This is a genomic window from Qipengyuania gelatinilytica (assembly GCF_019711315.1).
Taxonomy (GTDB): domain Bacteria; phylum Pseudomonadota; class Alphaproteobacteria; order Sphingomonadales; family Sphingomonadaceae; genus Qipengyuania; species Qipengyuania gelatinilytica.
On sequence record NZ_CP081294.1, the window covers coordinates 817,354 to 840,899 of the forward strand.

Below are 23,546 nucleotides of genomic sequence, written 5' to 3' on the forward strand. Positions count from 1 at the left end.
TCAGAGCCGCTGAATCCAGTCAATCAGCAAGCGGTTGACCTCAGCGGGGCGCTCCTGCTGGGTCCAGTGGCCCACGCCCTCCAGAATATGCCCTTCGACCTTCGGCGCGAACATCCGCATCAGAGCGATCGGGTCCTCCACTGCACCGAACAGGTAGGTAGCCGGATCACGCGTTCCGCCGATGAATAGGGCAGGCTGTTCGATGCGCTTGCCTTGCCAGGTCTGCAACCATTCGTAGTCGTCGACATGGTTGCGATAGCGGTTGAGCGGCCCGCGGAAACCCGACTGTTTGAATTCCGCCTCGTAGAAATCGAGATCTTCCTCGGTCAGCCAGTCGACAGGCTGCGGATCGGGCAGTCCCTCGAGGAAGGTCGCGCCATAGGGCTTCGACCAGTATTCACCCGGCGGCACGTCACCGCTGATCGAATACATCATGCGGGAGACCCAGTCGCGCGGATCCTTTTCCGCTTCCGCTTCGGCAACGCCCGGTTCCTGGAAATATTCCTGGTAGAAGAATTTGCCCTGGCTCGTGAAGTGCTCGTGGAAGACCTCGGTGAAGGGACGGCTCGGGACGCCTGCGAAGGGCACGGACAGGCCGGCGACTGCACGGAAATGCTCCGGATGGGTCAGCGCCGAATTCCACACGATGGGGGCGCCCCAGTCGTGCCCGACAAGCATCGCGGGCCGATCGGGCGACAAGGCTTTCCTCAGGCCGACCAGATCACCGACGATATGCTCCATCGCATAGGCATCGACCGGCTCAGGCTTGCCCGAACCGCCATAGCCGCGCACGTCGATCGCACAGGCGGTGAAGCCCGCTTCCGCCAGCGGAGCCAGCTGGTGGCGCCAGCTGTACCAGCTTTCCGGAAAGCCGTGGACCATGATGACCAGCGGTCCTTCTCCCTCGATCGCGCAGCGCAGGCTCAGATCTCCGACACTGACGGTCCTCATTTCGGGCATCGCAATCCTTTCAGGCAAAAGAAAACGGCCGGTCCCTTGTGGAACCGGCCGCTTGTCTGTGTCCAGTGACTAGCTAGCCTCAGGCCGTTGCGGGCTTGGCTTCGCCAATGTGGTCGTGGTGGTCGTGGTGGTCCTCGATCACCGGCAGTTCGCTGAACTGGTGGTACGGCGGCGGGCTGGACAGGCTCCACTCGAGCGTGGTCGCGCCTTCGCCCCAGTAGTTGTCTTCCGCCTTCTTGCCGGCGACGAAGGCGTAGATGATGTTCACGAAGAAGAAGATCATCGAGAGCGCCATGATGGTGTAGCCGAACGAGCTGATCTCGTTCCAGTAGGCATAGGCCTCGGCATAGTCGGGATAACGACGCGGCATGCCCTGCCAGCCAAGGAAGTGCTGCGGGAAGAAGATCACGTTCACGCCGATGAAGAAGCCCCAGAAGTGCAGGTGGCTCAGCAGTTCGGAGTGCATCCGGCCGCTCATCTTCGGGAACCAGTAGTAGAAGCCCGCAAACATCGAGAAGACGGCACCCATCGACAGCACGTAGTGGAAGTGAGCCACCACGAAGTAGGTGTCGTGGACCACGTCGTCGACGCCGCCATTGGCGAGGTAGACCCCGGTCACACCGCCGACGGTGAAAAGGAAGATGAAGCCGAGTGCCCAGACCATGGGCGACTTGAATTCGATCGAACCGCCCCACATCGTGGCGATCCAGCTGAAGATCTTCACGCCGGTCGGAACCGCGATGACCATGGTGGCCGCGGTGAAGTACATCTTCGTGTTCACGTCGAGGCCCACGGTATACATGTGGTGCGCCCAGACGATGAAGCCGACGACGCCGATCGCGACCATGGCGTAGGCCATGCCGAGGTAGCCGAAGACCGGCTTGCGGCTGAAGGTGGCTACGATCTGCGAGATCATGCCGAAGCCCGGCAGGATCATGATGTAGACTTCGGGGTGACCGAAGAACCAGAACAGGTGCTGGTAAAGGACCGGGTCGCCGCCGCCTGCCGGATCGAAGAAGGTCGTACCGAAGTTACGGTCCGTGATCAGCATGGTGATGGCAGCTGCGAGGACCGGGAGGGCCAGCAGCAGCAGGAATGCGGTAACCAGCACCGACCACACGAACAGCGGCATCTTGTGCAGGGTCATGCCCGGCGCACGCATGTTGAAGATGGTGGTGATGAAGTTGGTCGCACCGAGGATCGAGCCGGCACCGGCGAGGTGCAGCGAGAAAATCGCGAAGTCGACTGCCGGACCGGTCGAGCCCGAGGTCGAAAGCGGTGCGTAGACCGTCCAGCCCGTACCTGCGCCGAGACCCGTGCCGCCCGGTACGAAGAGCGAGAAGCAGAGGCTGACGAAACCGGCAACGGTGAGCCAGAACGAGACGTTGTTCATGCGGGGGAAGGCCATGTCCGGCGCGCCGATCATCAGCGGTACGAACCAGTTGCCGAAGCCGCCGATCATCGCCGGCATGACCATGAAGAAGACCATGATCAGGCCGTGCGCGGTGATGAACACGTTCCACATGTGGAGGTTGGCATCGAAGCTTGCTTCGCCGCCGAAGAATTCGACCCACCAGCCGAGGTACTGGATACCCGGCTCTGCAAGTTCGAAGCGCATCACGCCCGACATCGCGCCGCCGATGATACCGGCGATGATCGCGAAGATCAGGTAAAGCGTACCGATGTCCTTGTGGTTGGTGGACATGAACCAGCGCGCGAAGAAGCCGGGCTTGTGATCGGCATCGTGTGCGTGGTGGTCGGTGTGAGCCTCGAAGCTATCGGCGGTAGTGGCCATGGTGTTTCTCTAGACCTTATCTAAATATCGTTTCGGGCTTATTCGGCGGCGGCGGCTTCAGTAACGCCTTCGGCATCACCGGCAGCGGCGGCATCGGCAGCAGATTCGGCATCTTCGACAGCGAGGTCATCGCCTGCGCCCTTGATCGAACCACCCTGCGCCAGGACCCAGGCATTGTACTCATCCATCGGCAGTGCCTCGACCGCGATGGGCATGTAGCCATGACGCGCACCACACAGTTCCGAACACTGGCCGTAATATACGCCCGGCTCGTCAACCTCGAAGATACGCTCGTTCAGGCGGCCCGGAACGGCGTCCATCTTGAACCAGAGGCTCGGCACCGCGAACGAGTGGATCACGTCTGCCGCAGTCACCTGGAGGCGGATGGGAACGCCTGCGGGTACGACCATGCGGTTGTCGACGGCCAGCTGGTGCGGCTCGCCGCGCGCATCGGCTTCTTCGGCAGACAGCATGTTCGAAACGATTTCGAAGTCGCCATTGTCCGGATAAGCATAGCCCCAATACCACTGGTAACCGATCGCCTTGATGGTGATCGCATCCTTCGGCGGGGTTTCGTACTGCTTTGCAATCAGCGTGATCGAGGGGACCGCGATCACCAGCAGGATGAGTGCGGGCACCACCGTCCAGACGACTTCGATCAGCGTGTTGTGGCTGGTCTTCGACGGCACGGGGTTGGCCGACTGGCGGAAACGGAAAACCGTGTAGAGCATCAGGACGAGCACGAAGACGCTGATCGCCGCCATGACCCAGATCAGGCCGTGGTGCAGCGTGTAGGCAGTTTCACCAGTCTCGGAATACTGCGCCTGGACGTCCCAGCCACCGGGTATGGGCATGCCCTTGCCTTCGGTCGGAGCCATTGCCTCGTAGCCGCCGCTGCCTTCCGAAACAGCATCGGGATTCGCCGCATCGGCGGGATCGACGGATTCGAGTTGCGCTGCTTCGATAGCGTCCTGCGCCATGGCGGCAGGGGTGCCGATGACCAGCGAAAACGCCAGTGCGAGGCTGGCTACGATCCGGTGAAATCCGAGAGTTTTCATTACGTTGGAACTCTTTCGTGTCGTGTCGTCAGGCGGACCCTGGAGCTTTCACGGAGACCGCGTGTGCGCGGCGACCGTACCTCATGCGAGGTCCGTTTGCGATGCGCCCTATAGGCAGGGATGGCGCGCGCCTCAAGCGGGTGGCGGATAAAAATGTGCAAGTCCCTTTGCCTCTTGCGCAAACGCGCGCGAGGCGCTTTGAGCATCCGCACCATGACAGAAGACGAAATCCTCTCCGAATTCCGCGCCAGCGAAGCCCTGCTCGAAGGCCATTTCCTCCTCTCCAGCGGACGCCACAGCGGGCACTATCTCCAGTGCGCCCGAGTCCTGATGAATCCGGAGCGCGCCGGCCGGCTTGCCTTTGCCCTCGCCCAGAAGATCCCGCGCGACATCCGCAGCAAGATCGATGTGGTCGTCAGCCCCGCGATGGGCGGGATCATCATCGGCCAGGAAATGGGCCGTGCGCTCGGCAAGGACGCCATGTTCCTCGAACGCCCCGAAGGCGAATTCCACCTGCGCCGCGGCTTCCGTCTCGAACCGGGTGCAAAGGTCCTGATGGTTGAAGACGTGGTCACCACCGGTCTTTCCAGCCGCGAGGCGATTGCCGCCGTCGCGCGCGAGGGTGGCGAGGTCATCGCCGAAGTCTCGCTCGTCGACCGCAGCAATGGCGCGGCCGATCTGGGCGTTCCGTTCTTCCCGCTGATCGACATCAACTTCCCGACCTATGCCGATGACGAGGTCCCCGAGGAGCTCGCGGCAATCGAGATTACCAAGCCCGGGAGCCGGAAGGCTTGAACCGCCCCCTTCGCCTCGGCGTCAATATCGACCACGTCGCCACTATCCGCAACGCGCGCGGCGGCGACCATCCGGACCCGGTGCGTGCGGCCGAAATCGTGGCGAGTGTCGGCGGTGACGGGATTACCGCGCACCTGCGCGAAGACCGGCGGCATATCCGCGATGCGGACCTGAAACGCATTCAGGAAGCGACCGACCTGCCGCTCAACCTGGAAATGGCCGCGACCGAGGAAATGCTCGAGATTGCGCTCAGGCATATGCCGCATGCCGCCTGCATCGTCCCCGAAAAGCGCGAGGAGCGCACGACCGAGGGTGGGCTCGACGCGGCGGGCCAGCACAATACGCTTGCCCCTATCGTCTGGAAGCTGCGCGACAGGGGCATCCGCGTGTCGCTCTTCATCGAGGCGGACGAACGCCAGCTCGATGCAGCGCTCAAACTTGGCGCGGAGGTCGTCGAATTCCACACCGGCGAATATGCGCACGCCCATCTTGACGGTGAGAGCGAGAAGGTCGCGCGCGAATTGAAGCGCATTTCCGACATGGCCGCGCTCGCCGCGAAGAACGGCATCGAGCCGCATGCAGGTCACGGCCTCACCTACGAAAACGTTCAGCCGATCGCAGCCATTCCGCAGATCGCCGAACTCAACATCGGCCATTACCTCGTCGGCGAGGCGGTGTTCGTCGGACTGGAGCAGGCCGTGCGCCACATGCGCGAGCTGATGGATGACGCACGTTGAGGTGGGCACGGTGAGCGAGGCTGGACTTTCACGCGCGGCGCAATTGTGGGCACTAGCTGCAGCGATCCCCTTCCTGCTCAGCCTGGCCCTGCTCGGCATGGCCTTCTCGCGCCAGGTGCTGCTGGCCTTCGCGATCGGCTGGCCGCTGGTCCAGCTGTTCGGATACTCAGGCGCGCTCAAACGTTCGGGCGGGCAGATCGATCATCCGCTGGTCAAGGCGCAGGTCGTGCTGCACTGGATGATGCTCGTCATCCTCATCGGCATTTTCGCGAGGGTTCTATGATTATCGGCCTCGGTTCCGACCTCTGCAATATCGAGCGCATTGCCAATTCGCTCGAGCGCTATGGCGAGCGGTTCGAAAACCGCGTCTTCACCGAGATCGAGCGCGCCAAGGCGCGCAAGCGTCCCTTCACCATCGCCGGCACCTACGCCAAGCGCTTCGCTGCCAAGGAGGCCTTCTCCAAGGCCGTTGGCACCGGCTTCAGGCGCGGCGTCTTCATGCGCGATATCGGCGTCGTGAACGCCAAGTCGGGCGCGCCGACGCTGGCGCTGACCGGCGGCGCTGCACTAAGGCTTGCCGAAATGCTGCCGCACGGCCATGAGGCCAGCATTCATCTCACCCTCACAGACGATCATCCATGGGCACAGGCATTCGTAATCATCGAGGCCCACCCCGCATGAGTTCAGATACCGCGGCCGTGACAGAACCGACCCCCGAAAAGACCGACACCAACGACGACGACAAGAAGGTCAACTGGCTGGCGGAAATCCGCGGCCTCGCCCTGATGTTGCTGGCGGTGTTCGCCTTCCACAGCTTCGTAGCGAAACCTTTCTACATCCCGTCGGAGAGCATGTTGCCCAACATGCTGGTCGGGGACCGGCTGGTGGTGAGCAAATATCCCTATGGCTGGAACTGGTCCTCGGTCAGCTTCCATCTCGCGCCGCGCGGCGACTGGCGCGTTGCCGGAGCGACGCCCGAATATGGCGACATCGTCATTCCCGTGCACCCGGAACGCGACGAGGATTACATCAAGCGCGTCGTCGGCCGGCCTGGAGACCGGTTTGCAGTGAGCAACGGCCAGATCATCCTGAACGGCAAACCCGTGCCGCAGGAAGCCGAACCGCCGCTCGACCTGCCGGTCGATGCGAACTCTACCTGCATGGGCTTCTACGATCCCAGCTTCCTCGTCACCAATGACGCGGGCGAGCAGGTGTGCCGCGTTCCCGTCTATCGGGAAACCATGCCGAACGGCGCCAGCTACCTGATCATCGATCACATGAACCAGCCGCTCGACGATTTCCCCGAGATTACCATTCCCGAAGGCCATGTCTTCGTCATGGGCGACAACCGCGATCATTCGGCCGACAGCCGCGAGCTCGATTCCTCGCGCGGACTGCTCGGGCCAGTGCCGCTGGAGAATATCGGCGGCCGGGCTGAATTCATCACCTTCTCGCTCGACGGGACCACCACGCTCAATCCGGTGACCTGGTTTACGAGCTTGCGCGAAGGTCGCGCATGGACCACGCTGCGCCCGTCGAAGCCTTCGGAAGAGGCACAATAACAGGGAATTAGATGGCCGACGACAAGCTCGATATCGCCAACGAGGATCTCGGCACAAGCCCATCGCGTATCGGCGATCCGCTGATGCTTACCGAGATCAAGCGGGCAGCGATCTGGGCTGGCGTGATCGGCCTGTGTATTCTTGCCGTCTACATCGCGCGCCCGTTGCTGGTCATTTTCGGGGCGCTTGTATTCGCATCGATGATCGAAGGCGGTACGCGGCTTCTCGGACGTGTCCTGCCGATCGGAAGGACCTGGCGCGTCACCATCGTGTTGATCGGCGTGGTCCTGTTCTTCGCCTGGCTGGTCTATTTCGCCGGTTCGACCATCTCGCAGGAAGCGGCCGAATTTCCCGCCATCATCGAACGTCAGATCGGCGGACTCCTCGACTACGCGAGGTCGCAGGGCTTCAACATTTCGCAGGATCATCTTGAAAACTATGCCGGCAGTATCGGCAGCGGGATCAGTACCGTCACCCGCGCGCTAAGCGGCATAGTTGGCGGGCTGACCACGATCCTACTGATTGCGATCATCGGGATCTATGTCGCGGTCGATCCCAGCGTCTACGAGCGCGGCGTCGCCTGGATGCTTCCGCGCAATCGTCGCGACGATTTCTACGTTACCGCAGCCCGGATGGGGCAGACCCTGCGGCGCCTCATGGCCGGCCGATTGGTCGGTATGCTGGTCGAAGGCATCTTCACCTACATCCTGCTCGCGTTCGGCGGGCAGTTGTTCGGGATCGATCCGGTCCCCATGGCCGCGCTGCTCGCGATCCTGACCGGCCTGCTGGCCTTCGTCCCCAACCTTGGCGCGATCATTTCGGGCGCATTGATGGTGCTCGTCGGCTTCTCCGGTGGCACGGACATGGGCCTTTATACCTTGATAGCCTATTTCATCGTCCAGAACTTCGACGGATATGTGGTCATTCCGATGATCGCCAAGAAGACGGTCGATCTTGCACCAGCGCTAGTTCTGGCAACGCAGCTGATCATGGGTATCCTGTTCGGCATCATCGGCCTTTTCCTCGCCGATCCGCTGCTCGCCATGATCAAGGTCGCGCTGGAACGCCGCGCCGAACAGAACGACGTGGAAGCAAGGAAACAGGAGGCCGCCGAGAATGGCGCGTAAGTTTCTCTACTTTGTTGCCATTATCATCGTGACGCTGATCGTGGGCGTAATCGCGCTTTCGATCTGGTCCCGCGAAGCGACGGAAATCGCAATGGTCCCGCGCGGCGAGTTCGTGGAGCAGCAAGCGCTGGCCGACAATGCCTACCAGGATCCTGCCATGTGGTATTCGCGGCCCGGTATCGGCACGAGCGACCCGTCCCGCTACCAGCCCGCCGTCGCACAGCCCGTCGCCGATCCGGCAGCGCAGACCCCCTCGCCCGACAGTCCCGCTGCCGAACAGAGCCTCGATGCTCCGGGCACCCTAGACACCGCAGGATCGCAGAGGGGCGAAGCTGCCGATGCGCAGGCCACGCCCGATTTCGCCGTCTTCTTCGTCCCGCCCACAAGCTACACCAAGGGCGCGCTGGGCGAATGGAATGCACCGCTCGATGACGAGGAAACCGATCGTCTCGCCCGTCTCTTCCTGCGCGGCCTTGCCAGCCCCTTCAACCGGGCCGACGAGATCTGGGCTCCGAAATACCGGCAAGCGGCGGTCGGTGCCTTCCTGACCGACCGGGAAGAAGCGACCATGGCCATCGACGCGGCCTATGCCGATGTCGAGAAGGCTTTCGAATTCTTCATCGAGAGCGTCGGAGAGGACAAACCGATCGTGCTTGCCGGGCACAGCCAGGGTTCGGTCCATATCTTGCGCCTCTTGCGCGAAAAGGTACCCGGCAGCTCGGTCGAAGGCCGCATCGCCGCCGTCTATGCCCCCGGCTGGCCGATCTCGGTCGAGCATGACCTGCCGTCCTATCCCCTGCCCGCCTGCGCCGCGCCGGACCAGGCGCGCTGCATCGTGAGCTTCATCAGCTTCACCGATGACGGCGATCCGGGCCAACTCCTCAAGCGCTACAGCGCCCTTCCCGGCATGGACGGCAAACCACGCGGCTCGGACGATACGATATTGTGCGTCAATCCGCTCACCGGCATGACCGGTGGCGCAGCCTCTGCCGCAGACAATCTCGGCACGCTCAAGCCGAGCGAGGATATGTCCTCCGGCGAACTCGTTGCAGGTGCTGTCCCGGCAAGCTGCGATACCAGTGGCATCCTGCGCATCGGCGACGGGCCCGATATCGGACAAGGCGTGCTGCCGGGCGGCAACTATCACGTCTACGATATCCCGCTTTTCTGGAAGAACCTTCAGGAAGACGTGCTCAGGCGCGTGGACGCATGGGCGCCGTCACAGTCGTAACCGACAACGCGCTCGATTATGGCGATGCGCTGCCCGATGGCGGCGCGCTGCTGGGGCTCGACCTGGGGACGAAGACCATCGGCGTCGCTACCTGCGATGCAGGCTGGCGCTTTGCGACCGCAGGCAAGACTATCCCGCGCAGCAAGTTCACCAAGGACTGCGGCAAACTGCGGGAAATCGTGACCGAGCGTGGCATCAAGGGCCTCGTCCTCGGCCTGCCGCGCAATATGGACGGCAGCGAAGGCCCTCGCGCCCAAGCGAGCCGTGCTTACGCCAGGAACCTTGCCCAAGCGCTTGAACTACCGGTCCTTTTGTGGGACGAACGCTGGTCGACATCTTCCGCCGAGAGCGCGATGATCGGCCAGGACATGAGCCGCGCCAAGCGTGCCGAAAAGATCGACAGCCACGCGGCTGCGGTCATCCTCCAGGGGGCAATCGATACGCTCGCAGGAGGTGGTTTTTAAGGGGGAAGGGTCGCATCAATGCTGGATTTTCTGGACGTATTCGAAGCCGTGCCCAATCGCGGCAGGCGGCGGCGCGGTCTATTCAACGCACTTGGCCGCCTGCTCGGCATGGCATTCATCGTCCTTTTCCTCGTGATGACGATCTACGCGCTCTGGTAGGCGCGCTCAATCCTGCGGCGCTTTTCCGCCGCTTCTTTCGCCAGCATGACACTCCCCGATAGCTCGGCCTCGCGCCAGAGCTGATCGCGCTCGGACCCGGACAACAGCCCGCTGCGCGCCTCGAAGCTGGCGAGCCGCAGCCGGTCACTCGGATGCTCACGGCCTGCCCATTTGGCGAAGTCCAGCGCCTCTTCGCCGCCCATACCCACCGCGCAGCGCAGGAAGCACTCGGTCGACGTTGGATTGAGCACACCGGTCACTGCATTGCTGTCCAGATCGAAGCCGTACTGGTCCGACCACGCCTGTGCCGGGTCGATGTGCATGATATTGAGCGATACCGACATGCTTTCGGGCGGCAATTGCGAATGGATGTCGAGATTGGCGCGGTAGAGCATCAGCTTGCCCTCCTCCAGCTGCGTGCGTTCGACAAAGCGCAGGTCGCACACCTCGCCGCGATATCCGGCGACACTCTCGTAGTCATATTCATAGTAATCGCTGCTGTAGCCCGGCCCGAAATAGCCTGCGGTTAGGAAGCTGAAATTGTGGTCATGCGGCACGCCGTAGACAAAGGCGTCCGCCCCGCTCGCCCGGAAACAGCTTTCCTGTTCGCTGGGCCAGATATTGGCGCGCAGGAAACTGCGGCCTCGCATGCGCGACAGCACGATCGACTGGGGGCCGTAAGCACTCTCGATCCCGCCATCCTTGTGACCGACCTTCAATTGCTCGATCAGCAAGTCACTGAGGAAGTCGCGATTGTTGGCCAGTCGCTTCAACGCGACGGCGCCGTTGGCGAGGCTGCTTTCGTCTTCCGGTTCGAAGGGCACCGCGTCCAGCATTTCGAGGCAGTCCTCCAGGCCATGCGCTGCGGTTTCATCGGAAGGGATTATACGGGGCATTGCGAAACCTCGATTTGAGAGAGTTGGGGGTGCGCCTCGACCAGCTGCGCCATCAGCGCACCGGCAGGCGTCGCGAGCGGATCGGCAGGATTGCGCGCAATGGCCGAAAGCGCGCCGAAGCCCTCGACCGTATCGAGAGCGAGGCATTCGCGCAGGGTCTGCCAGCGGATGTGATCGCTGCCTTCCCTGGTAAGCCGCGCAAGAAGCGGGGCGACATCGCTGCGGCCCATTCTGCCTAGAAGAGCCGTCGCCATTTCGCGCTGGCTTTCCGCGCGGCAGCCGCTTGCACGGTGGAGCAGGCGCCCGTCGGCAAGGCTGTACTGGCGCGTTTCGGGCGGCATTTCTTCGGTGCGAGAAAGCCGCAGGACAACGAAACGGCCATGCACCTGCCGGATCTGGCGGGTTTGCTTTTCTCCCTCGCAGAGCAAGTATTCGCCGGCCACTGCGCGGCGGGTGCGGCAATCGATGGAGGCGCGTCCAGGTGCTTCTGCAAGCAGCTCGAACTCGCAGATGTCCGCCGATCCTGCGAGGACCGCCTCGTGACGCTCGCCTCCGGCAAAACATACCGAGGTCGGATCGACTTCCGTTTCCTCGTATGTGATCAGCGACAAGGCAGCGCGCCCGCGCTGGGCGATCTGCAGGACCGACAAGCCATCCTTGTACTGATGCCGCAGCGGGACCTGCCCGAGCGGGTGCGCCCTTACCTCGTCCAGCAGCGAAGCCATCAGGGCCTCGATCAATGCGCTCGCCGTCCCGGGCTCTGCGAAGAGCCCGGACAGCGCAGGATAATCAGCAAGATCGCCCTTGCGGCCATAGCTCTCCAGCTGCTCGAGCACGCTGCGCGCCGGACCATGGGCCCACGCATCGCGCGCCGCTTCGAGCGCGATCTGCGCCTTGCGCTGCGGAGCAGTGTCGCTCCGCAGCGCGCGCAATTGCGGGTCGATTCTCATCGTTCCGCGTTCCCGGTCACAGCAGCGCTTCGGGCGGAGCGACTTCGTAGATGTAGGTCATGATCACGACCACGCGGTCATCCACGGTCGGGCCTTCGGACGCCGACAAGGTACCGAACAGGCCGGTCAAAGTGTCGAGGTCGGGCAGGCTCGAAAGATCGATCTTGGGTAGGTTCATTAGGTAATCCTCCTGATTGTGGGAGGCGCGACCCGGTGTCACGCTCCGGCAAGGAGGCTGGCGGCTTGTTGCCACGCGATCGAATTAAAACATTGTAATCGTCGGGAACCGGACGCTATCGGCGGCTCTCCACTATGACCGATCAACCCTCCTTCGATCCCAGGACGGCGACGCCGTTCCTCACCAGCCGCGGACATTCCGGATGGCTTGGCCTGCGCTATTCCGACCATGGCGACGACTGGGTCGAACTCGAGCTCCCCTGGCGCGAAGACCTGCTGGGTGAAGACGGGCAGCGCGTACTCGCCTCCGGGCCGATCCTCAGCCTGATGGACATGGCCAGCGGGCTCGCGATCTGGAAGGCGATGGACCGGTTCGAGCCGATCGCAACGCTCGACTTGCGCGTCGATTACGTGCGCCCGGCGCGCGAGGGATCGCCGGTATTCGGACGCTCGCAATGCTATCGCGTCACCCGCTCTGCTGCCTTCGTGCGCGGACTTGCGCATGATGGCGACGCGAGCGACCCGGTCGCCCATATCCAGGCGGTTTTCATGAAAATCGGGCAGTCGGCCGACAAGCGGGAGCTGCCCGGTGAGTGATCGAGGCAATCCCGACGCGCTGACGCCCTATGCCCGCTCGCTCGGCATCGAGATTTCGGGCACGGAAGACGGTGTCCCGGTGATGTGTGTCGCCTTCGAAGAGGCTGTCGAGGGCCGGCCCGAACACTATCACGGCGGCGCCACCGGCGGATTACTCGAAACGGCAGGCTATGCCGCCCTGAGGGCCGAGCTTGCCGAACGCGGGCGCGAGGCACTGCTCAAGCCGATCAATATCACGGTGCAGTATCTGTCCGCCGGCAAGAGCCGGACCAGCTATGCCAAGGGACGTGTGACCAAGCTTGGCCGTCGCAGTGCCAATCTGACGGTCGAGGCATGGCAGGACGACCGAACGCGACCGATCGCTACTGCCGTGATGAACGTGCTGGTCGCCGACCCTAAGGATTAGGCTTTACTGCGCTGGTTCGCGTCGGCGCTCCAGCTCTTCCCTGACTGCCTCGTAACGAGCTTCCTCTGCCCGGCGCCGGGCTTCCTCAATAGCCGCCTCGTCGATTCCTATACCGCCTTCGGTGATCGTAATATCGATGGGGATGCCATCGACCTCGGTCGAGAAAACGGCCTCGCCGTCGCGGATGCGTAGGCGGCTGTTGCCATCGCCGAGCGGGATGTCCTCCAGGTCCGGAACGTCGAGCGGCTCGACAGGTCCGCCCGGATCGGTGTTCTCGCGCGGACCGGGCTGGCTGGGAGCAGCCGACACGCCGAGCGCCTGCGTCATGAAGTCGCGCCAGATACGCGCCGGTAGTCCGCCGCCGGAAATACCGTCGAGCGGCGAATTGTCGTCATTGCCGATCCACACGCCGACCACGAGATCGCCCGCATAGCCGACGAACAGCGCATCGCGATTGTCCTGCGTGGTGCCGGTCTTGCCGAAGTTCGGCCCGCTCAGCGTTGCCGCGCGGCCGGTGCCTTTGTTGATCGCGGTCCTTAGCAGGGCCTCCATTTCGCGGTGCGTATCGCCGGACAGGCTGGAGGGACCATCGACGAGATTTTCGAACCATCCCCGCTCGGGACGGGCGAAAGCATGGGGTTCGACGGGATAGGCGTTGCCGGCAATGGCGGCGTAAGCCGAGGTGAGTTCCAGCAAGCTCATCGTCGAGGTGCCCAGAGCCGTGCTCGGATCGCCCTTGGTGAGATCGGATGTCACCCCGAGGTCGCGGGCGGTCTCGATAACCTTCTCGCTCCCCACTTCGCCGAAAAGGCGCACCGCCGCGACATTGCTCGATTGGGCGAAGGCATCTTCCAGCGTGAGGCTGTCCGAATAGCGGCCGCCCGAATTTCCCGGACGGTACGAACCCTCGGTAATTTGGCGATTGTCGATCCGGTCGTCGATCTCCCATCCGTCGCGCAATGCGGCAAGGTAGACGAACAGCTTGAAGGTGGAGCCGGGCTGGCGCTTGGCCTGCGTTGCGCGATTGAAGGGCGATTTCTCGTAATCCTTGCCGCCGATCATCGCCACGACTTCGCCATTGGTTCGCATGGCGACCAGCGCGACCTGCGCATCGCCGAGCGGAGCACGCGAGGTTACCCGGCGGGCGATATTCTGCAGCTTGGAATCGAGCGTGGTGGTGAGCGTCTGCCGCGCATAGCCGCTGTCCGACATTTCGCGCGCCTCGGGCAACGCCCAGTCGGCGAAATAGGTGCCGGTAGGTATGTCGCTCTTCATCCTCACATCAAGCGCGGGCGGGCGCATGGCGCGGGCCTCGGCCTCGGTTATGTAACCGGCTGCGACCATCGACTGGACGACCAATCCCATACGCTTGGCGGCGCGATCGTAATGGCGGGTCGGCGCATAGGCACTGGGCGCCTGGAGCAATCCGGCGAGCATGGCTGCCTGGTTGGGCCTCAAGTTCTCTGGCTTGCGGTAAAAATAGTGCAGGCTCGCCGCGCGCAGCCCGTAGACATTGTCACCGAAGTACGCGTTCGAGAGGTAGCGCTCGAGGATTTCGTCCTTGGTCAGCCATGCCTCCAGCCAGAAGGCGATCAAGGCCTCGCGCGCCTTTCGCGTCAGGGTGCGCTCCGGCGTCAGGAACGTAAATTTCGCCAGCTGCTGGGTGATCGTGCTGCCACCGCCCGTGCCGGAAATGGCTGCGCGGGCAATACCGCGCGGGTCCACGCCCCAATGGCTGTAGAAGCGCCGGTCCTCGATCGCGAGGAATGCCTCGACGACATGAGGCGGCAGCTTCGAGACGTCGACAGGCTCGTCGGTAATCGCCCCGTTGCGCGCTATGGGCGTGCCATCGGCAGCGAGCAGCGTGATTTGCGGCGGAGCAATCGGTTCGAGCGACTTGCCAAGCGGCGCCGTGATGGCGAGCCACGCGACAAGCAGGATGAATATTCCGATCATACCGGCAACAATGCGCGCAGCCCACCAGCGCTTGCGCCGGCCGCGCCAGTAGTCGCGCTGCCAGAACCGCTGTCGCCGCTTTTCCTCGGCAGCAAGCGCGTGGTCGAGATCGTCGAGCCGCCTGTCCCAGTCCGCATCGTCGAAGGCGTCATGGGTCGCGTAATAACCGCGATGGCCGGTGAATTCCGGCTCGGGCCTTTTGCGGCGGAAAATTGAGTCGATTACCCCCATGGACCTACTGTGCTACACAAATAACACAGCGATGCATAGAGCCTCCAACCTTAACTCTTGCCAACAACGCTTTCGGGCAGGTCTTCACCAAAAACGCGCTGGTAGTATTCGGCCACCAGCATGCGCTCTTCCTCGTCGCACTTGTTGAGGAACGACAGGCGGAAGGCGAAGCCGACATCCTTGAAGATGGCGTAGTTCTGCGCCCAGGTGATGACCGTACGCGGGCTCATCACGGTCGAGATATCGCCATTGATGAAGCCCTGGCGCGACAGGTCCGCGACCTTGATCATGTCGGCGAGGATCTTGGGATCGATGTCCGGGTTCTTCGCCTCGACGATCTGCTGCTCAGTCTCTGCCGGCAGGTAGTTGAGCGCGGTGACGATATTCCAGCGGTCCATCTGGCCCTGGTTGATCGCCTGCGTGCCATGATAAAGCCCGCTTGTATCGCCGAGGCCGACCGTGTTCGCGGTGGCGAACAGGCGGAAGTTGGGATCGGGACGGATCACGCGGTTCTGGTCGAGCAGGGTCAGCTTGCCCTGCTGTTCGAGCACGCGCTGGATAACGAACATCACGTCCGGACGACCGGCATCATATTCGTCGAACACGAGAGCGACCGGGTGCTGCAGCGCCCAGGGCAGCAGGCCTTCGCGAAATTCGGTAACCTGCAAGCCGTCGCGCAGCACGATGGCATCGCGGCCGACGAGGTCGATACGGCTGATATGCGCATCGAGGTTGATGCGGATACACGGCCAGTTGAGGCGCGCGGCAACTTGTTCGATGTGGGTCGACTTACCCGTGCCGTGATAGCCCTGCACCATCACACGGCGGTCGTGGGCAAAGCCGGCAAGGATCGCGAGCGTCGTGTCCGGATGGAACACATAGGCTTCGTCGAGGTCGGGCGTGCGGGAATCGGGCTTGGAGAAGGCCGGAACCTTCCAGTCGAGGTCGATCCCGAAAGTCTCGCGCACATCGACTTCGGTGTCGGGCGCGGGCAGCACGGTCTTGGCGGAAGGCTCGAAGGTCTTGTCGGTCATCTCATTCATATCGTGAGGCGGGTTAGATCAGGCGCGCGCTGCTCGCAATGCCCCATTGCAATGAGAAACCGATTTCAGGCCGCTTGTGGTTCCCGGACATGGGCGAGGTGGCCGGTCTTCATCCAGATGCGGGCGCCTTGCGGACCGGCAAGGAGGTCGGCGCGATCCCCCTTGGGAAGACGTAGCCAGTCATGGCGCTGCATTGCCTCGCCAGCTATTTTCAGCTCGCCTTCGAGAACGAGCAGTTCCGCGCCGCCGGTATCCCCGACCGAGTGATGCGCGCCGGGATCGAGCCGGAGCAACACGACAACCTCCCGCTCATCGGCATGCAGGGTCGCGGAAGAGACGCCCTCCTTCACCTGCTCGAGCGCAACCTTACCCATATCGAGGTCGAACTGGTTGCGGTCCTCCGGATCGAACTGCCAGAGTTTCACGAAGATCGTGCAACCATCGTCGGCTCGCGGGATATGGTGCGTGGTCGGCGGATTGCGGACATAGGTCCCGGCCGGATAATCGCCGTGCTCATCCTGGAATGTACCTTCAAGGACAATGAATTCCTCTCCACCGCTGTGGGTATGCTCCGAAAAGGCACTGCCTGGGGCATAGCGGACGATGGAGGTCGCGCGGGCCACCTCGCCGCCGATCCGGTCGAGCATGCGGCGATCGACACCCATCATGGGCGACGGCTGCCATTCGAGCCTGTCTGTGTGAACGATGGCCCGATCGGAAAAGTCGGCATTGACGCGCATCACGTGCTCCCGAAAATTATTTGCAGGGGCCACATGGGAACGACACAGCCCCTCGCCAAGTGCGCAAGGTCCTCCTACATTGGTGCCATGGCGTCGCCCTCCCCCAGCGAATATCTTCGCCTCAAGCTCGTCGAGAAGGTTCGCGGCGTCTTCAACGATGTCGAGGGCGGCGAACAGCCGGTGCCGGTTTCGGACGAGGCCCTGTTCGAGAAGAACACGCCAATCCGGATGGTCCATGCCGATATCGTGGCGATGATGGTCGGCGGCATCCGCGGCTTGCTGCTGCAGATGCTCCATCCGCATGCCCTGCAGGGCGTGCTCGACCACTCGAACTTCCGCAGCGACATGCATGGGCGCCTGCGCAGGACAGCGCGGTTCATCGCGGTCACCTCCTTCGGCCACCGCGACGATGCGATGCAGGCGATCGAGCGCGTGAACCGGATTCACGCAGCTGTCGGGGGCACACTGCCTGACGGATCGAATTACTCCGCGACCGATCCGCGCACGCTTGCCTGGGTCCATGTTGCCGAGGCAACCAGCTTCCTCGCCGCCTATCTGCGTCATGTCCGGCCCGACATGCCGGGCAGTGAGCAGGACGAATATTATCGCCAGTTCGCAGTCATCGCCAATGCCCTGGGCGCAGACCCGGTCCCAACCGACCGGCGCGAGGCCGAAGCGATCTTCCGCGAGCTGCGCGGCGATCTCGCCACATCGCCGCAAGCGCGCGAGATCGCGGACCTCGTCCTCAGCCAGCGCCCGCAAGGCGCACCTCCCGCCCTGCAGGCGATGCTCGGCGCGGAGGCCGTCGCCCTTCTCCCGCCTTTCGCCCGCTCGATGCTCGGTCTCGAACGACCCGGCCTCGCCTCGATCCCCGCACGTGCGGCGACATGGGGCATGGGCAAGACGCTCCGCTGGGCTTTCCGCCAGAATTGACGCGCAACGCACTTGCTTCGGTGCTAGCCTCGCGAATGAGAGGAGAGCAGCCATGTATGTTCAAGGATTTCTCATCGCAGTCCCCGAGGGCAACAAGGAAGCCTATCGCGCGACGGCGGAAAAGGCCGGCGCGAAGTTCCGCGAATATGGCGTGACCGAGATCGTCGAAGCCTGGGAAGAGGACATCACCGACGGCAAGGTCACCGATTTCCGCATGGCGACCAAGGCAGAGCCGGGCGAAAGAATCGTCTTCAGCTGGATGATCTGGCCCGACAAGGAGACCGCCGACGCGGCGCATTCGAAGATGGAAAACGATCCCTTCTGGGAAAATGAAATGGCGGAGATGCCATTCGATGGCATGCGCATGATGTGGGGCGGCTTCACTCCCCTCTATACAAGCGGGAGAGACTGATGGCCGAATACACCTTCTTCACCAATCCGATGAGCCGCGGCCAGATCGCGCGCTGGGCGCTGCATGAGGTGGCGGCGGACTACGATACCGAGCTGGTGGAATGGGCGGCGAAATCCGAGGCTTTCCTCAAGGCGAACCCGCTCGGCAAGGTGCCGACACTGGTCCACCATCATGGCGACCACGTCCATGTCGTGACCGAGGCTGCTGCGATCTGTCACTATCTTGCGGAGATGCATCCCGACGCCGGCCTGCTGCCAGAGACGCACGAAAAAGCCGCCTATTTTCGCCGCCTCTTCTTTGCCGCCGGCCCCGTCGAGCAGGCCGTGGTCGCGCGGAGCATGGGCTGGGGCGTTGACGATCCGCAGAAGCAGGGCATGGTCGGTTTCGGCAGCTACGAACGCGCAATGGACACGTTCGACATGCTGCTTTCCGACCGCGACTACGTCTGCGGCGACCGCTTCACCATGGCCGATGTCTATGTCGGCAGCCAAGTCGACTGGGGGCTGCAATTCGGATCGATCCCGAAACGCAAGGTTTTCGAGGACTATGCGGCACGCTTTCGCGAACGACCGGCCTACAAGGAAGCGAAAGCGATCGACATGCAGTTGATTGCCGAGGCGCAGGAACAAACGAGCTCACCATAACTCGCTTTATCGACGCGCGGCGCTGGCAAAAGCTGACTAATCAGGCAATTGCGCGGCAGCTTCGCAGCGTGTTGTAGGCCTCGACGACGCGGTTCAATCGGCTCTCGTACTGGCGATCCCCGCCGTTGCGGTCGGGATGGTAGCGGCGCACGAGCTCAGAATAACGACGCCTCAGCCTGCGTCGGTCGATGTCGCTGCCCAGCCCCATGACCTCCAGCGCCTCGGCCTCCTGGCGGCTGAAGCGGCCGTCCATCGCCAATTCCGCCTCGCGCCGGGCGCGGCTCTTGATGCCGCTGGCCCGCGCGGAAATCGCATCTAGCGGATCGTCGTAATCCGCCCAGCGCGGCATACCGTCGACGCCCGCGGTGGGCCGGAATGTCGGGCTTTCGGTGCGCCAGCCGCTCGCAGGGCTTTGCGCGTCGAAGATTTCCTCCGCGCTCATGCCTTCGAACCAGTCGTAACCGGCATTGAATTCGCGCACATGATCGAGGCACATCCAGCGCCAGCTTCCCGGCCCGTCGAAACCGTGCCCCGCACTGCCCGGCGCGCGGAACTCGCCCGGCTCGTTGCAGGCCGGGTGGTCGCACACCCTGCCGGTGTCTTCATATCTTCCGTGAAACTTTGACTGGCGCATTCGTTCTAGGATGGGGAGTGAAACCCTGTATGGAAAGAGGCGAGAGGAGATTCGAGCGTATGTCGGGATCGGTCCAACAGGAGATGGAACGCCTTCTGACCGAGGCCTTTGCACCGACGCGGCTCGAAGTCATCAACGATAGCGCAAAACATGCCGGCCATTCGGGCGACGACGGCAGCGGGGAATCGCATTTCACCGTGGTGATCGAAGCGCCCGCCTTTGCCGACAAATCGCGCCTCGACCGCCAGCGCATGGTCAACAAGGCGCTGGGCGACATTCCCGGAGAGCGCGTCCACGCCCTCGCCATACAGGCTTCCGCACCGACACCATAGGAACAAGGGGCATGACATGAGCCAGATCGACCTCACGCTGACACCGACGACGCATGATCTCGGGCAGTTCGAGGTCCGACGCGTGCTGCCGTCCAAGAAGCGGACCATGGTCGGTCCCTTCATTTTCGTCGACCAGTTCGGCCCCGCACAGCTCGACCTTGGCACCGGCATGGATGTGCGACCGCATCCGCACATCAATCTCGCAACGGTCACATGGCTGTTCGAAGGCGCGATCGATCACCGCGACAGCCTGGGCAGTTTCTCGACCATCCGGCCCGGTCAGGTGAACCTTATGACGGCAGGCAAGGGTATCGTTCATTCCGAACGATCTCCCGAAGCCGAGCGCACGGCCGGCCCCAAGCTATACGGCATGCAGACATGGCTCGCCCTACCCGACGGCAAGGAAGAGATCGATCCGGCGTTCGAGGCTGTTAGTGACCTGCCCTTGATCGAGGATGGCCGCGCCAAGGCGATCGTCATCATGGGCGAACTCTGGGGCGAACGTGCGCCGACCACGACCTATGCCGACACCATCTATGCCGAGATCGTCCTTGGCGCAGGCGGCGCTATCCCGATCGAGGAAGAAGCCGACGAGCGCGCGGTCATGCTGGTGGGCGGCGAGGCAGTGATCGATGGTCATCCGCTCAAGCCCTATGAACTCGCCATCCTCCAGCCAGGCCGGGACATGACGCTCGAGAGCGAGTCCGGCGCGCGGGTGATGCTGCTGGGCGGCGAGGCATTCCAGACACCGCGCCATGCCTGGTGGAATTTCGTCAGTTCCAGCCGCGAACGCATCAACCAGGCCAAGGAAGACTGGCGGAAGGGACGTTTCCCCGAAGTCCCGGGCGATAGCGAGGAATATATCCCGCTCCCCGACGGCCAGCCGAAGACCGTTACCTATCCGTGAGGGAGCAAGCATGAGTTTCGAAGGCAAGACTGCATGGATCACCGGCGCATCCTCCGGGATCGGCGCCGCGCTGGCAGGCGAATGGGCCAGGAGAGGCGCCAACATCATCCTGTCCGGCCGCGATGAAAGCAGGCTGAGCGCGGTCGCCGACCGCCTCGAAACCGAAACGAAAACCCTCCCCTTCGATGTGCGAGACGACGAGGCAATGCGGCAGGCCACCGAGGAAGCCGCAAGCTGGAAGGACGGGGTCAATATCTTCGTGGCCAATGCGGGCATTTCGCAGCGCAGCCCCGCGGTCGATACGGACATGCAGGTCTATCGCGACATTATCGACATCGACCTCACCGCGCAGATCGCCGCCACGCAGGCGCTGCTGCCGCACATGACGCAGCGCGGCAGCGGGAAGCTGCTTTTCATCTCGTCGATCGCGGGGAAGGTCGGCGTTCCGATGCGCACTGCCTATTGCGCTGCAAAGCACGGGATGATCGGTTATGCCGACGCCCTGCGCGGTGAGCTGTCGCAAAGCGGGATCGACGTGCATGTCATCTGCCCCGGATCTGTTGCCACCGATGTCAGCCGCAACGCGCTTTCCGCCGACGGCACGCCGCGCGGTCGCAGCGACAAGGTGATCGACAACGGCATCAGGCCCGACGATGCGGCGAAACGGATCATTGATGCCGTCGAACTCAACCAGCGGGAAATCATCGTGGCCGACGGAATGGAAGAGGCGATGGGTGAGATGCGACGGACGCCTGACCAGCTATTCGACCAGGTCGCCGGCATGGTCGCGGCCGGATACATGGAAAAGATGCAGGCGGAAGATTGATGGAACAGACGCGCGTCACACTCGCCAATGGTATCGAACTCGACACAGTCGATGTCGGACCGCGCGATGCGCCCGCGCTGATCTTCCTTCACGGATTTCCGGAAAGCCATCGAACATGGCGTCACCAGATCGCCCATTTCTCCGATCGCTTCCGCTGTATCGCGCCCGACCAGCGCGGCTATCGCGGGTCATCGAAGCCCGAAGGCGTCGACAATTACACGCCCGACAAGCTGGTGGGCGATATCTTCCTGCTGGCCGACGCGCTCGGCGTGAAAGACTTTACCGTCGTGGGCCATGACTGGGGCGGAGCCATCGCCTGGGGCGTTGCCATGGCGGGCGAGCAGATGGGCCGCGTGCCCCGCGCGGTAATCGCCAACGCGCCGCATCACGCGGTTTTCCAGAAGCTGCTCTATACCTCGCCCGTCCAGCGCGAGGCGAGCCAGTACATGCGCGGTTTCCGCGATAGCGCGAATGACGAGCTCGTCCGCGAGCAAGGGCTTTACGGCATTCTCGCACAGGAAATCCGCTGGGACGCCCCCGACAAGATGGAGCCCGAAGAGCGCGAGCAATTGCTAAAGGACTGGCAGGACCGCGATGCCGCTTTCGCCATGCTCAACTGGTACCGCGCAAGCCCGATCGACATTCCGGCGATGGACGCGCCCTTCGAAATACCCGAAGGCTGGGCACCGCCGCCCTTCCCCAAGCTGGGCATTCCCACGCTCGTGATCTGGGCGCAGGACGATCTCGCGCTACCCCCGGAAAACACCGCCGCCCTGCCCGATCACATCGAGGACCTGACCTTGGTCGAAGTGCCCGAGTGCGGACATTTCGTCCCTTGGGAAAAGCCCGATGCGGTCAATTCCACGATGGAGGAATTCTTCGCGCGAACGGGCTAAGCGCCCAGCCATTCCACCCACGCGCCATGCGGATGGGCGTTCGCGAGATGCGTTTCCTCTTCGCCGCCGGGCCAGTAGCGCACCCGCAATTCATGCGCGAAAGTCTCCCGATTGGTTTCCAGCGAGAGATGGGCAAGCGGGCGCTCTGGCGTGGCAGCTTCACCAGCCGCCGCAAGGGCAGTCCTGATCCGCTCTTGCGTGGAGTCGGGAAGATATTGCCACATGATCGAATGGGCGATCACGCGGGTAACGCCGTGCTCCTGATCGCGCGCCAGCTCCTGTTCCACCCAATCGCCCGCATCCATTCGCTCGATTTCGGGCGGCATTCGCTTTGCAAGGGCAATCGCGGCATCGATCCGCGCCATGCGGCCGGTGGCTTCCGGCCACACATAGCTCTTCAGGCGCAGCGCCTGGCGTTCGTCGGTCAGGTCCACCGGAGCAATGTCGCTTCCGCGCGCATCCACGAAGCCGATCTCTTTGGCAGGCGGAGGACCGCCGCGCCATTCCGGTTCGATCTGCATCCGGCTCGTCGCCGGGCCGACGGGCACACCGCCCAGATTGTAGCGATAGCGCCCCAGCATGGTGTTGATGCCCGCACTCGCCCCGATTTCCAGCCATTCGAACTGCGCCGTCGTGCGCCTGTCCGCAAGCCACAACAAACCGGCGGCGAGGCTCGCCGAGCGCCCTGCCTCGTTCGTCTGCGGCGGCCCGTCGAGCCACGGCATGAGCTGGAAGTCGTGCGTTTCGACAATCTCGCGTACCAGCGCATCGACCTGGTCCTGAGCCGGCATGCGGCCAGCATAGACATCCTCCAACCGCGGTTCCTCACCGGTCAGCAGGAGATTGTGCAGCCCGCCCGCGATCCGCAGCGGCATGGCATCGCGCAAGGACAGGCCCTGCCACGCGAAGATCCGTCTGGCCGTCGCAGCATCGCTAGTTTCAAGCGCCAGCAGCGCACGGACGACCTGGGCGGTTCCGGGTGCGCCTGCCATTTCGGCATGTTCGGCCTGCCATTCGATGGCTTCTGGGACCGAAACGATATCCATCACTCCGCTGGTGCCCATATTCGTTGCCCTTT

At 63.1% G+C, this 23,546-nt stretch carries 29 protein-coding genes; 18 read left to right on the plus strand and 11 right to left on the minus strand.

The window, feature by feature from the left end; translation table 11 throughout:
- The 3 genes from K3136_RS04090 to coxB all read right to left on the minus strand — a co-directional run bounded on the left by K3136_RS04090 (position 1) and on the right by coxB (position 3,813).
- Positions 1-960, minus strand: a complete 960-nt coding sequence (locus tag K3136_RS04090; protein WP_247711429.1) for an alpha/beta fold hydrolase — start codon at positions 958-960, stop codon at positions 1-3.
- A gap of 79 nt (positions 961-1,039) precedes the next feature.
- Complete coding sequence (gene ctaD / locus K3136_RS04095) at positions 1,040-2,755, minus strand: cytochrome c oxidase subunit I (protein WP_221431627.1); 1,716 nt, start codon at positions 2,753-2,755, stop codon at positions 1,040-1,042.
- Positions 2,756-2,793: 38 nt separating this feature from the next.
- Positions 2,794-3,813 (minus strand): cytochrome c oxidase subunit II, encoded by a 1,020-nt coding sequence (gene coxB, locus K3136_RS04100; RefSeq protein WP_221431628.1) that lies wholly within the window; start codon positions 3,811-3,813, stop codon positions 2,794-2,796.
- 213 nt (positions 3,814-4,026) lie between these two features.
- Between coxB and pyrE the strand changes: the two genes are divergently transcribed.
- The 9 genes from pyrE to K3136_RS04145 are packed head-to-tail and all read left to right on the plus strand — an operon-like array spanning position 4,027 to position 9,888.
- Positions 4,027-4,608, plus strand: a complete 582-nt coding sequence (gene pyrE / locus K3136_RS04105; protein ID WP_221431629.1) for an orotate phosphoribosyltransferase — start codon at positions 4,027-4,029, stop codon at positions 4,606-4,608.
- Positions 4,605-5,345: a pyridoxine 5'-phosphate synthase gene (locus K3136_RS04110; protein ID WP_221431630.1), complete on the plus strand. Its 741-nt coding sequence runs from the start codon at positions 4,605-4,607 to the stop codon at positions 5,343-5,345. The genes pyrE and K3136_RS04110 overlap by 4 nt, the downstream gene beginning before the upstream one ends.
- The gene (locus K3136_RS04115) at positions 5,332-5,628 is read left to right on the plus strand and encodes a pyridoxal phosphate biosynthetic protein (RefSeq protein WP_221431631.1); all 297 of its coding nucleotides are present in this window, start codon (positions 5,332-5,334) and stop codon (positions 5,626-5,628) included. The genes K3136_RS04110 and K3136_RS04115 overlap by 14 nt, the downstream gene beginning before the upstream one ends.
- Positions 5,625-6,026: a holo-ACP synthase gene (acpS, locus tag K3136_RS04120; protein ID WP_221431632.1), complete on the plus strand. Its 402-nt coding sequence runs from the start codon at positions 5,625-5,627 to the stop codon at positions 6,024-6,026. The genes K3136_RS04115 and acpS overlap by 4 nt, the downstream gene beginning before the upstream one ends.
- Positions 6,023-6,907 (plus strand): signal peptidase I, encoded by an 885-nt coding sequence (lepB, locus tag K3136_RS04125; protein WP_221431633.1) that lies wholly within the window; start codon positions 6,023-6,025, stop codon positions 6,905-6,907. Before acpS ends, lepB begins: the two co-directional genes overlap by 4 nt.
- An 11-nt stretch (positions 6,908-6,918) precedes the next feature.
- Positions 6,919-8,034, plus strand: coding sequence for an AI-2E family transporter (locus K3136_RS04130; RefSeq protein WP_221431634.1), 1,116 nt, complete (start codon positions 6,919-6,921; stop codon positions 8,032-8,034).
- A complete protein-coding gene (locus K3136_RS04135; protein WP_221431635.1) occupies positions 8,024-9,265 on the plus strand; it encodes a DUF3089 domain-containing protein in 1,242 nt (413 codons plus the stop codon). The genes K3136_RS04130 and K3136_RS04135 overlap by 11 nt, the downstream gene beginning before the upstream one ends.
- The gene (gene ruvX, locus K3136_RS04140) at positions 9,244-9,729 is read left to right on the plus strand and encodes a Holliday junction resolvase RuvX (RefSeq protein WP_221431636.1); all 486 of its coding nucleotides are present in this window, start codon (positions 9,244-9,246) and stop codon (positions 9,727-9,729) included. Before K3136_RS04135 ends, ruvX begins: the two co-directional genes overlap by 22 nt.
- Positions 9,730-9,747: 18 nt before the next feature.
- A complete protein-coding gene (locus K3136_RS04145; protein ID WP_221431637.1) occupies positions 9,748-9,888 on the plus strand; it encodes a hypothetical protein in 141 nt (46 codons plus the stop codon).
- Here the strand turns inward: K3136_RS04145 and K3136_RS04150 are convergent.
- Genes K3136_RS04150 through K3136_RS04160 form a run of 3 tightly spaced genes read right to left on the minus strand, consistent with a single transcriptional unit; the run spans position 9,873 to position 11,912 of the window.
- Positions 9,873-10,784 carry a transposase gene (locus K3136_RS04150; RefSeq protein ID WP_221431638.1) on the minus strand — a complete coding sequence of 304 codons (912 nt, stop codon included), beginning with the start codon at positions 10,782-10,784 and terminating at the stop codon, positions 9,873-9,875. The two genes, K3136_RS04145 and K3136_RS04150, sit on opposite strands and share 16 nt — an antisense overlap.
- Positions 10,772-11,734, minus strand: coding sequence for a hypothetical protein (locus K3136_RS04155; protein ID WP_221431639.1), 963 nt, complete (start codon positions 11,732-11,734; stop codon positions 10,772-10,774). Before K3136_RS04155 ends, K3136_RS04150 begins: the two co-directional genes overlap by 13 nt.
- Positions 11,735-11,750: 16 nt before the next feature.
- Positions 11,751-11,912 (minus strand): hypothetical protein, encoded by a 162-nt coding sequence (locus tag K3136_RS04160; RefSeq protein WP_221431640.1) that lies wholly within the window; start codon positions 11,910-11,912, stop codon positions 11,751-11,753.
- Positions 11,913-12,046: 134 nt separating this feature from the next.
- Between K3136_RS04160 and K3136_RS04165 the strand changes: the two genes are divergently transcribed.
- Both K3136_RS04165 and K3136_RS04170 read left to right on the plus strand, forming a co-directional pair.
- On the plus strand, positions 12,047-12,508 hold the full coding sequence (locus K3136_RS04165; RefSeq protein WP_221431641.1) for a PaaI family thioesterase: 462 nt from the start codon (positions 12,047-12,049) through the stop codon (positions 12,506-12,508).
- A complete protein-coding gene (locus tag K3136_RS04170) occupies positions 12,501-12,914 on the plus strand; it encodes a PaaI family thioesterase (protein WP_221431642.1) in 414 nt (137 codons plus the stop codon). Before K3136_RS04165 ends, K3136_RS04170 begins: the two co-directional genes overlap by 8 nt.
- A 3-nt stretch (positions 12,915-12,917) precedes the next feature.
- On the opposite strand, the gene K3136_RS04175 is transcribed toward K3136_RS04170, so the two are convergent.
- The 3 genes from K3136_RS04175 to K3136_RS04185 all read right to left on the minus strand — a co-directional run bounded on the left by K3136_RS04175 (position 12,918) and on the right by K3136_RS04185 (position 16,884).
- Positions 12,918-15,101, minus strand: coding sequence for a transglycosylase domain-containing protein (locus K3136_RS04175; RefSeq protein WP_221431643.1), 2,184 nt, complete (start codon positions 15,099-15,101; stop codon positions 12,918-12,920).
- 50 nt (positions 15,102-15,151) lie between these two features.
- Positions 15,152-16,144 carry a cobaltochelatase subunit CobS gene (gene cobS, locus K3136_RS04180; protein WP_221431644.1) on the minus strand — a complete coding sequence of 331 codons (993 nt, stop codon included), beginning with the start codon at positions 16,142-16,144 and terminating at the stop codon, positions 15,152-15,154.
- A gap of 65 nt (positions 16,145-16,209) precedes the next feature.
- Complete coding sequence (locus K3136_RS04185; RefSeq protein WP_221431645.1) at positions 16,210-16,884, minus strand: cupin domain-containing protein; 675 nt, start codon at positions 16,882-16,884, stop codon at positions 16,210-16,212.
- Positions 16,885-16,971: 87 nt separating this feature from the next.
- Between K3136_RS04185 and K3136_RS04190 the strand changes: the two genes are divergently transcribed.
- Genes K3136_RS04190 through K3136_RS04200 form a run of 3 tightly spaced genes read left to right on the plus strand, consistent with a single transcriptional unit; the run spans position 16,972 to position 18,873 of the window.
- Complete coding sequence (locus K3136_RS04190; RefSeq protein ID WP_221431646.1) at positions 16,972-17,817, plus strand: oxygenase MpaB family protein; 846 nt, start codon at positions 16,972-16,974, stop codon at positions 17,815-17,817.
- A 52-nt stretch (positions 17,818-17,869) separates the two neighbouring features.
- The gene (locus tag K3136_RS04195) at positions 17,870-18,229 is read left to right on the plus strand and encodes a DUF1428 domain-containing protein (RefSeq protein ID WP_221431647.1); all 360 of its coding nucleotides are present in this window, start codon (positions 17,870-17,872) and stop codon (positions 18,227-18,229) included.
- On the plus strand, positions 18,229-18,873 hold the full coding sequence (locus K3136_RS04200; RefSeq protein ID WP_221431648.1) for a glutathione S-transferase family protein: 645 nt from the start codon (positions 18,229-18,231) through the stop codon (positions 18,871-18,873). Before K3136_RS04195 ends, K3136_RS04200 begins: the two co-directional genes overlap by 1 nt.
- 40 nt (positions 18,874-18,913) lie before the next feature.
- Here K3136_RS04200 and K3136_RS04205 read toward each other — a convergent pair whose 3' ends face one another.
- On the minus strand, positions 18,914-19,507 hold the full coding sequence (locus K3136_RS04205) for a J domain-containing protein (protein ID WP_221431649.1): 594 nt from the start codon (positions 19,505-19,507) through the stop codon (positions 18,914-18,916).
- A gap of 59 nt (positions 19,508-19,566) precedes the next feature.
- Here K3136_RS04205 and K3136_RS04210 point away from each other — a divergent pair, with 59 nt between their 5' ends.
- Genes K3136_RS04210 through K3136_RS04225 form a run of 4 tightly spaced genes read left to right on the plus strand, consistent with a single transcriptional unit; the run spans position 19,567 to position 22,468 of the window.
- Positions 19,567-19,839, plus strand: coding sequence for a BolA family protein (locus tag K3136_RS04210; protein ID WP_221431650.1), 273 nt, complete (start codon positions 19,567-19,569; stop codon positions 19,837-19,839).
- A gap of 16 nt (positions 19,840-19,855) precedes the next feature.
- The gene (locus tag K3136_RS04215) at positions 19,856-20,746 is read left to right on the plus strand and encodes a pirin family protein (protein ID WP_221431651.1); all 891 of its coding nucleotides are present in this window, start codon (positions 19,856-19,858) and stop codon (positions 20,744-20,746) included.
- 10 nt (positions 20,747-20,756) lie between these two features.
- Positions 20,757-21,572, plus strand: a complete 816-nt coding sequence (locus K3136_RS04220) for an SDR family NAD(P)-dependent oxidoreductase (RefSeq protein WP_221431652.1) — start codon at positions 20,757-20,759, stop codon at positions 21,570-21,572.
- On the plus strand, positions 21,572-22,468 hold the full coding sequence (locus K3136_RS04225) for an alpha/beta fold hydrolase (protein WP_221431653.1): 897 nt from the start codon (positions 21,572-21,574) through the stop codon (positions 22,466-22,468). The genes K3136_RS04220 and K3136_RS04225 overlap by 1 nt, the downstream gene beginning before the upstream one ends.
- Here K3136_RS04225 and K3136_RS04230 read toward each other — a convergent pair.
- The gene (locus K3136_RS04230; RefSeq protein WP_221431654.1) at positions 22,465-23,532 is read right to left on the minus strand and encodes a DUF2332 domain-containing protein; all 1,068 of its coding nucleotides are present in this window, start codon (positions 23,530-23,532) and stop codon (positions 22,465-22,467) included. The two genes, K3136_RS04225 and K3136_RS04230, sit on opposite strands and share 4 nt — an antisense overlap.
- Between the last annotated feature and the right edge of the window lie 14 nt (positions 23,533-23,546).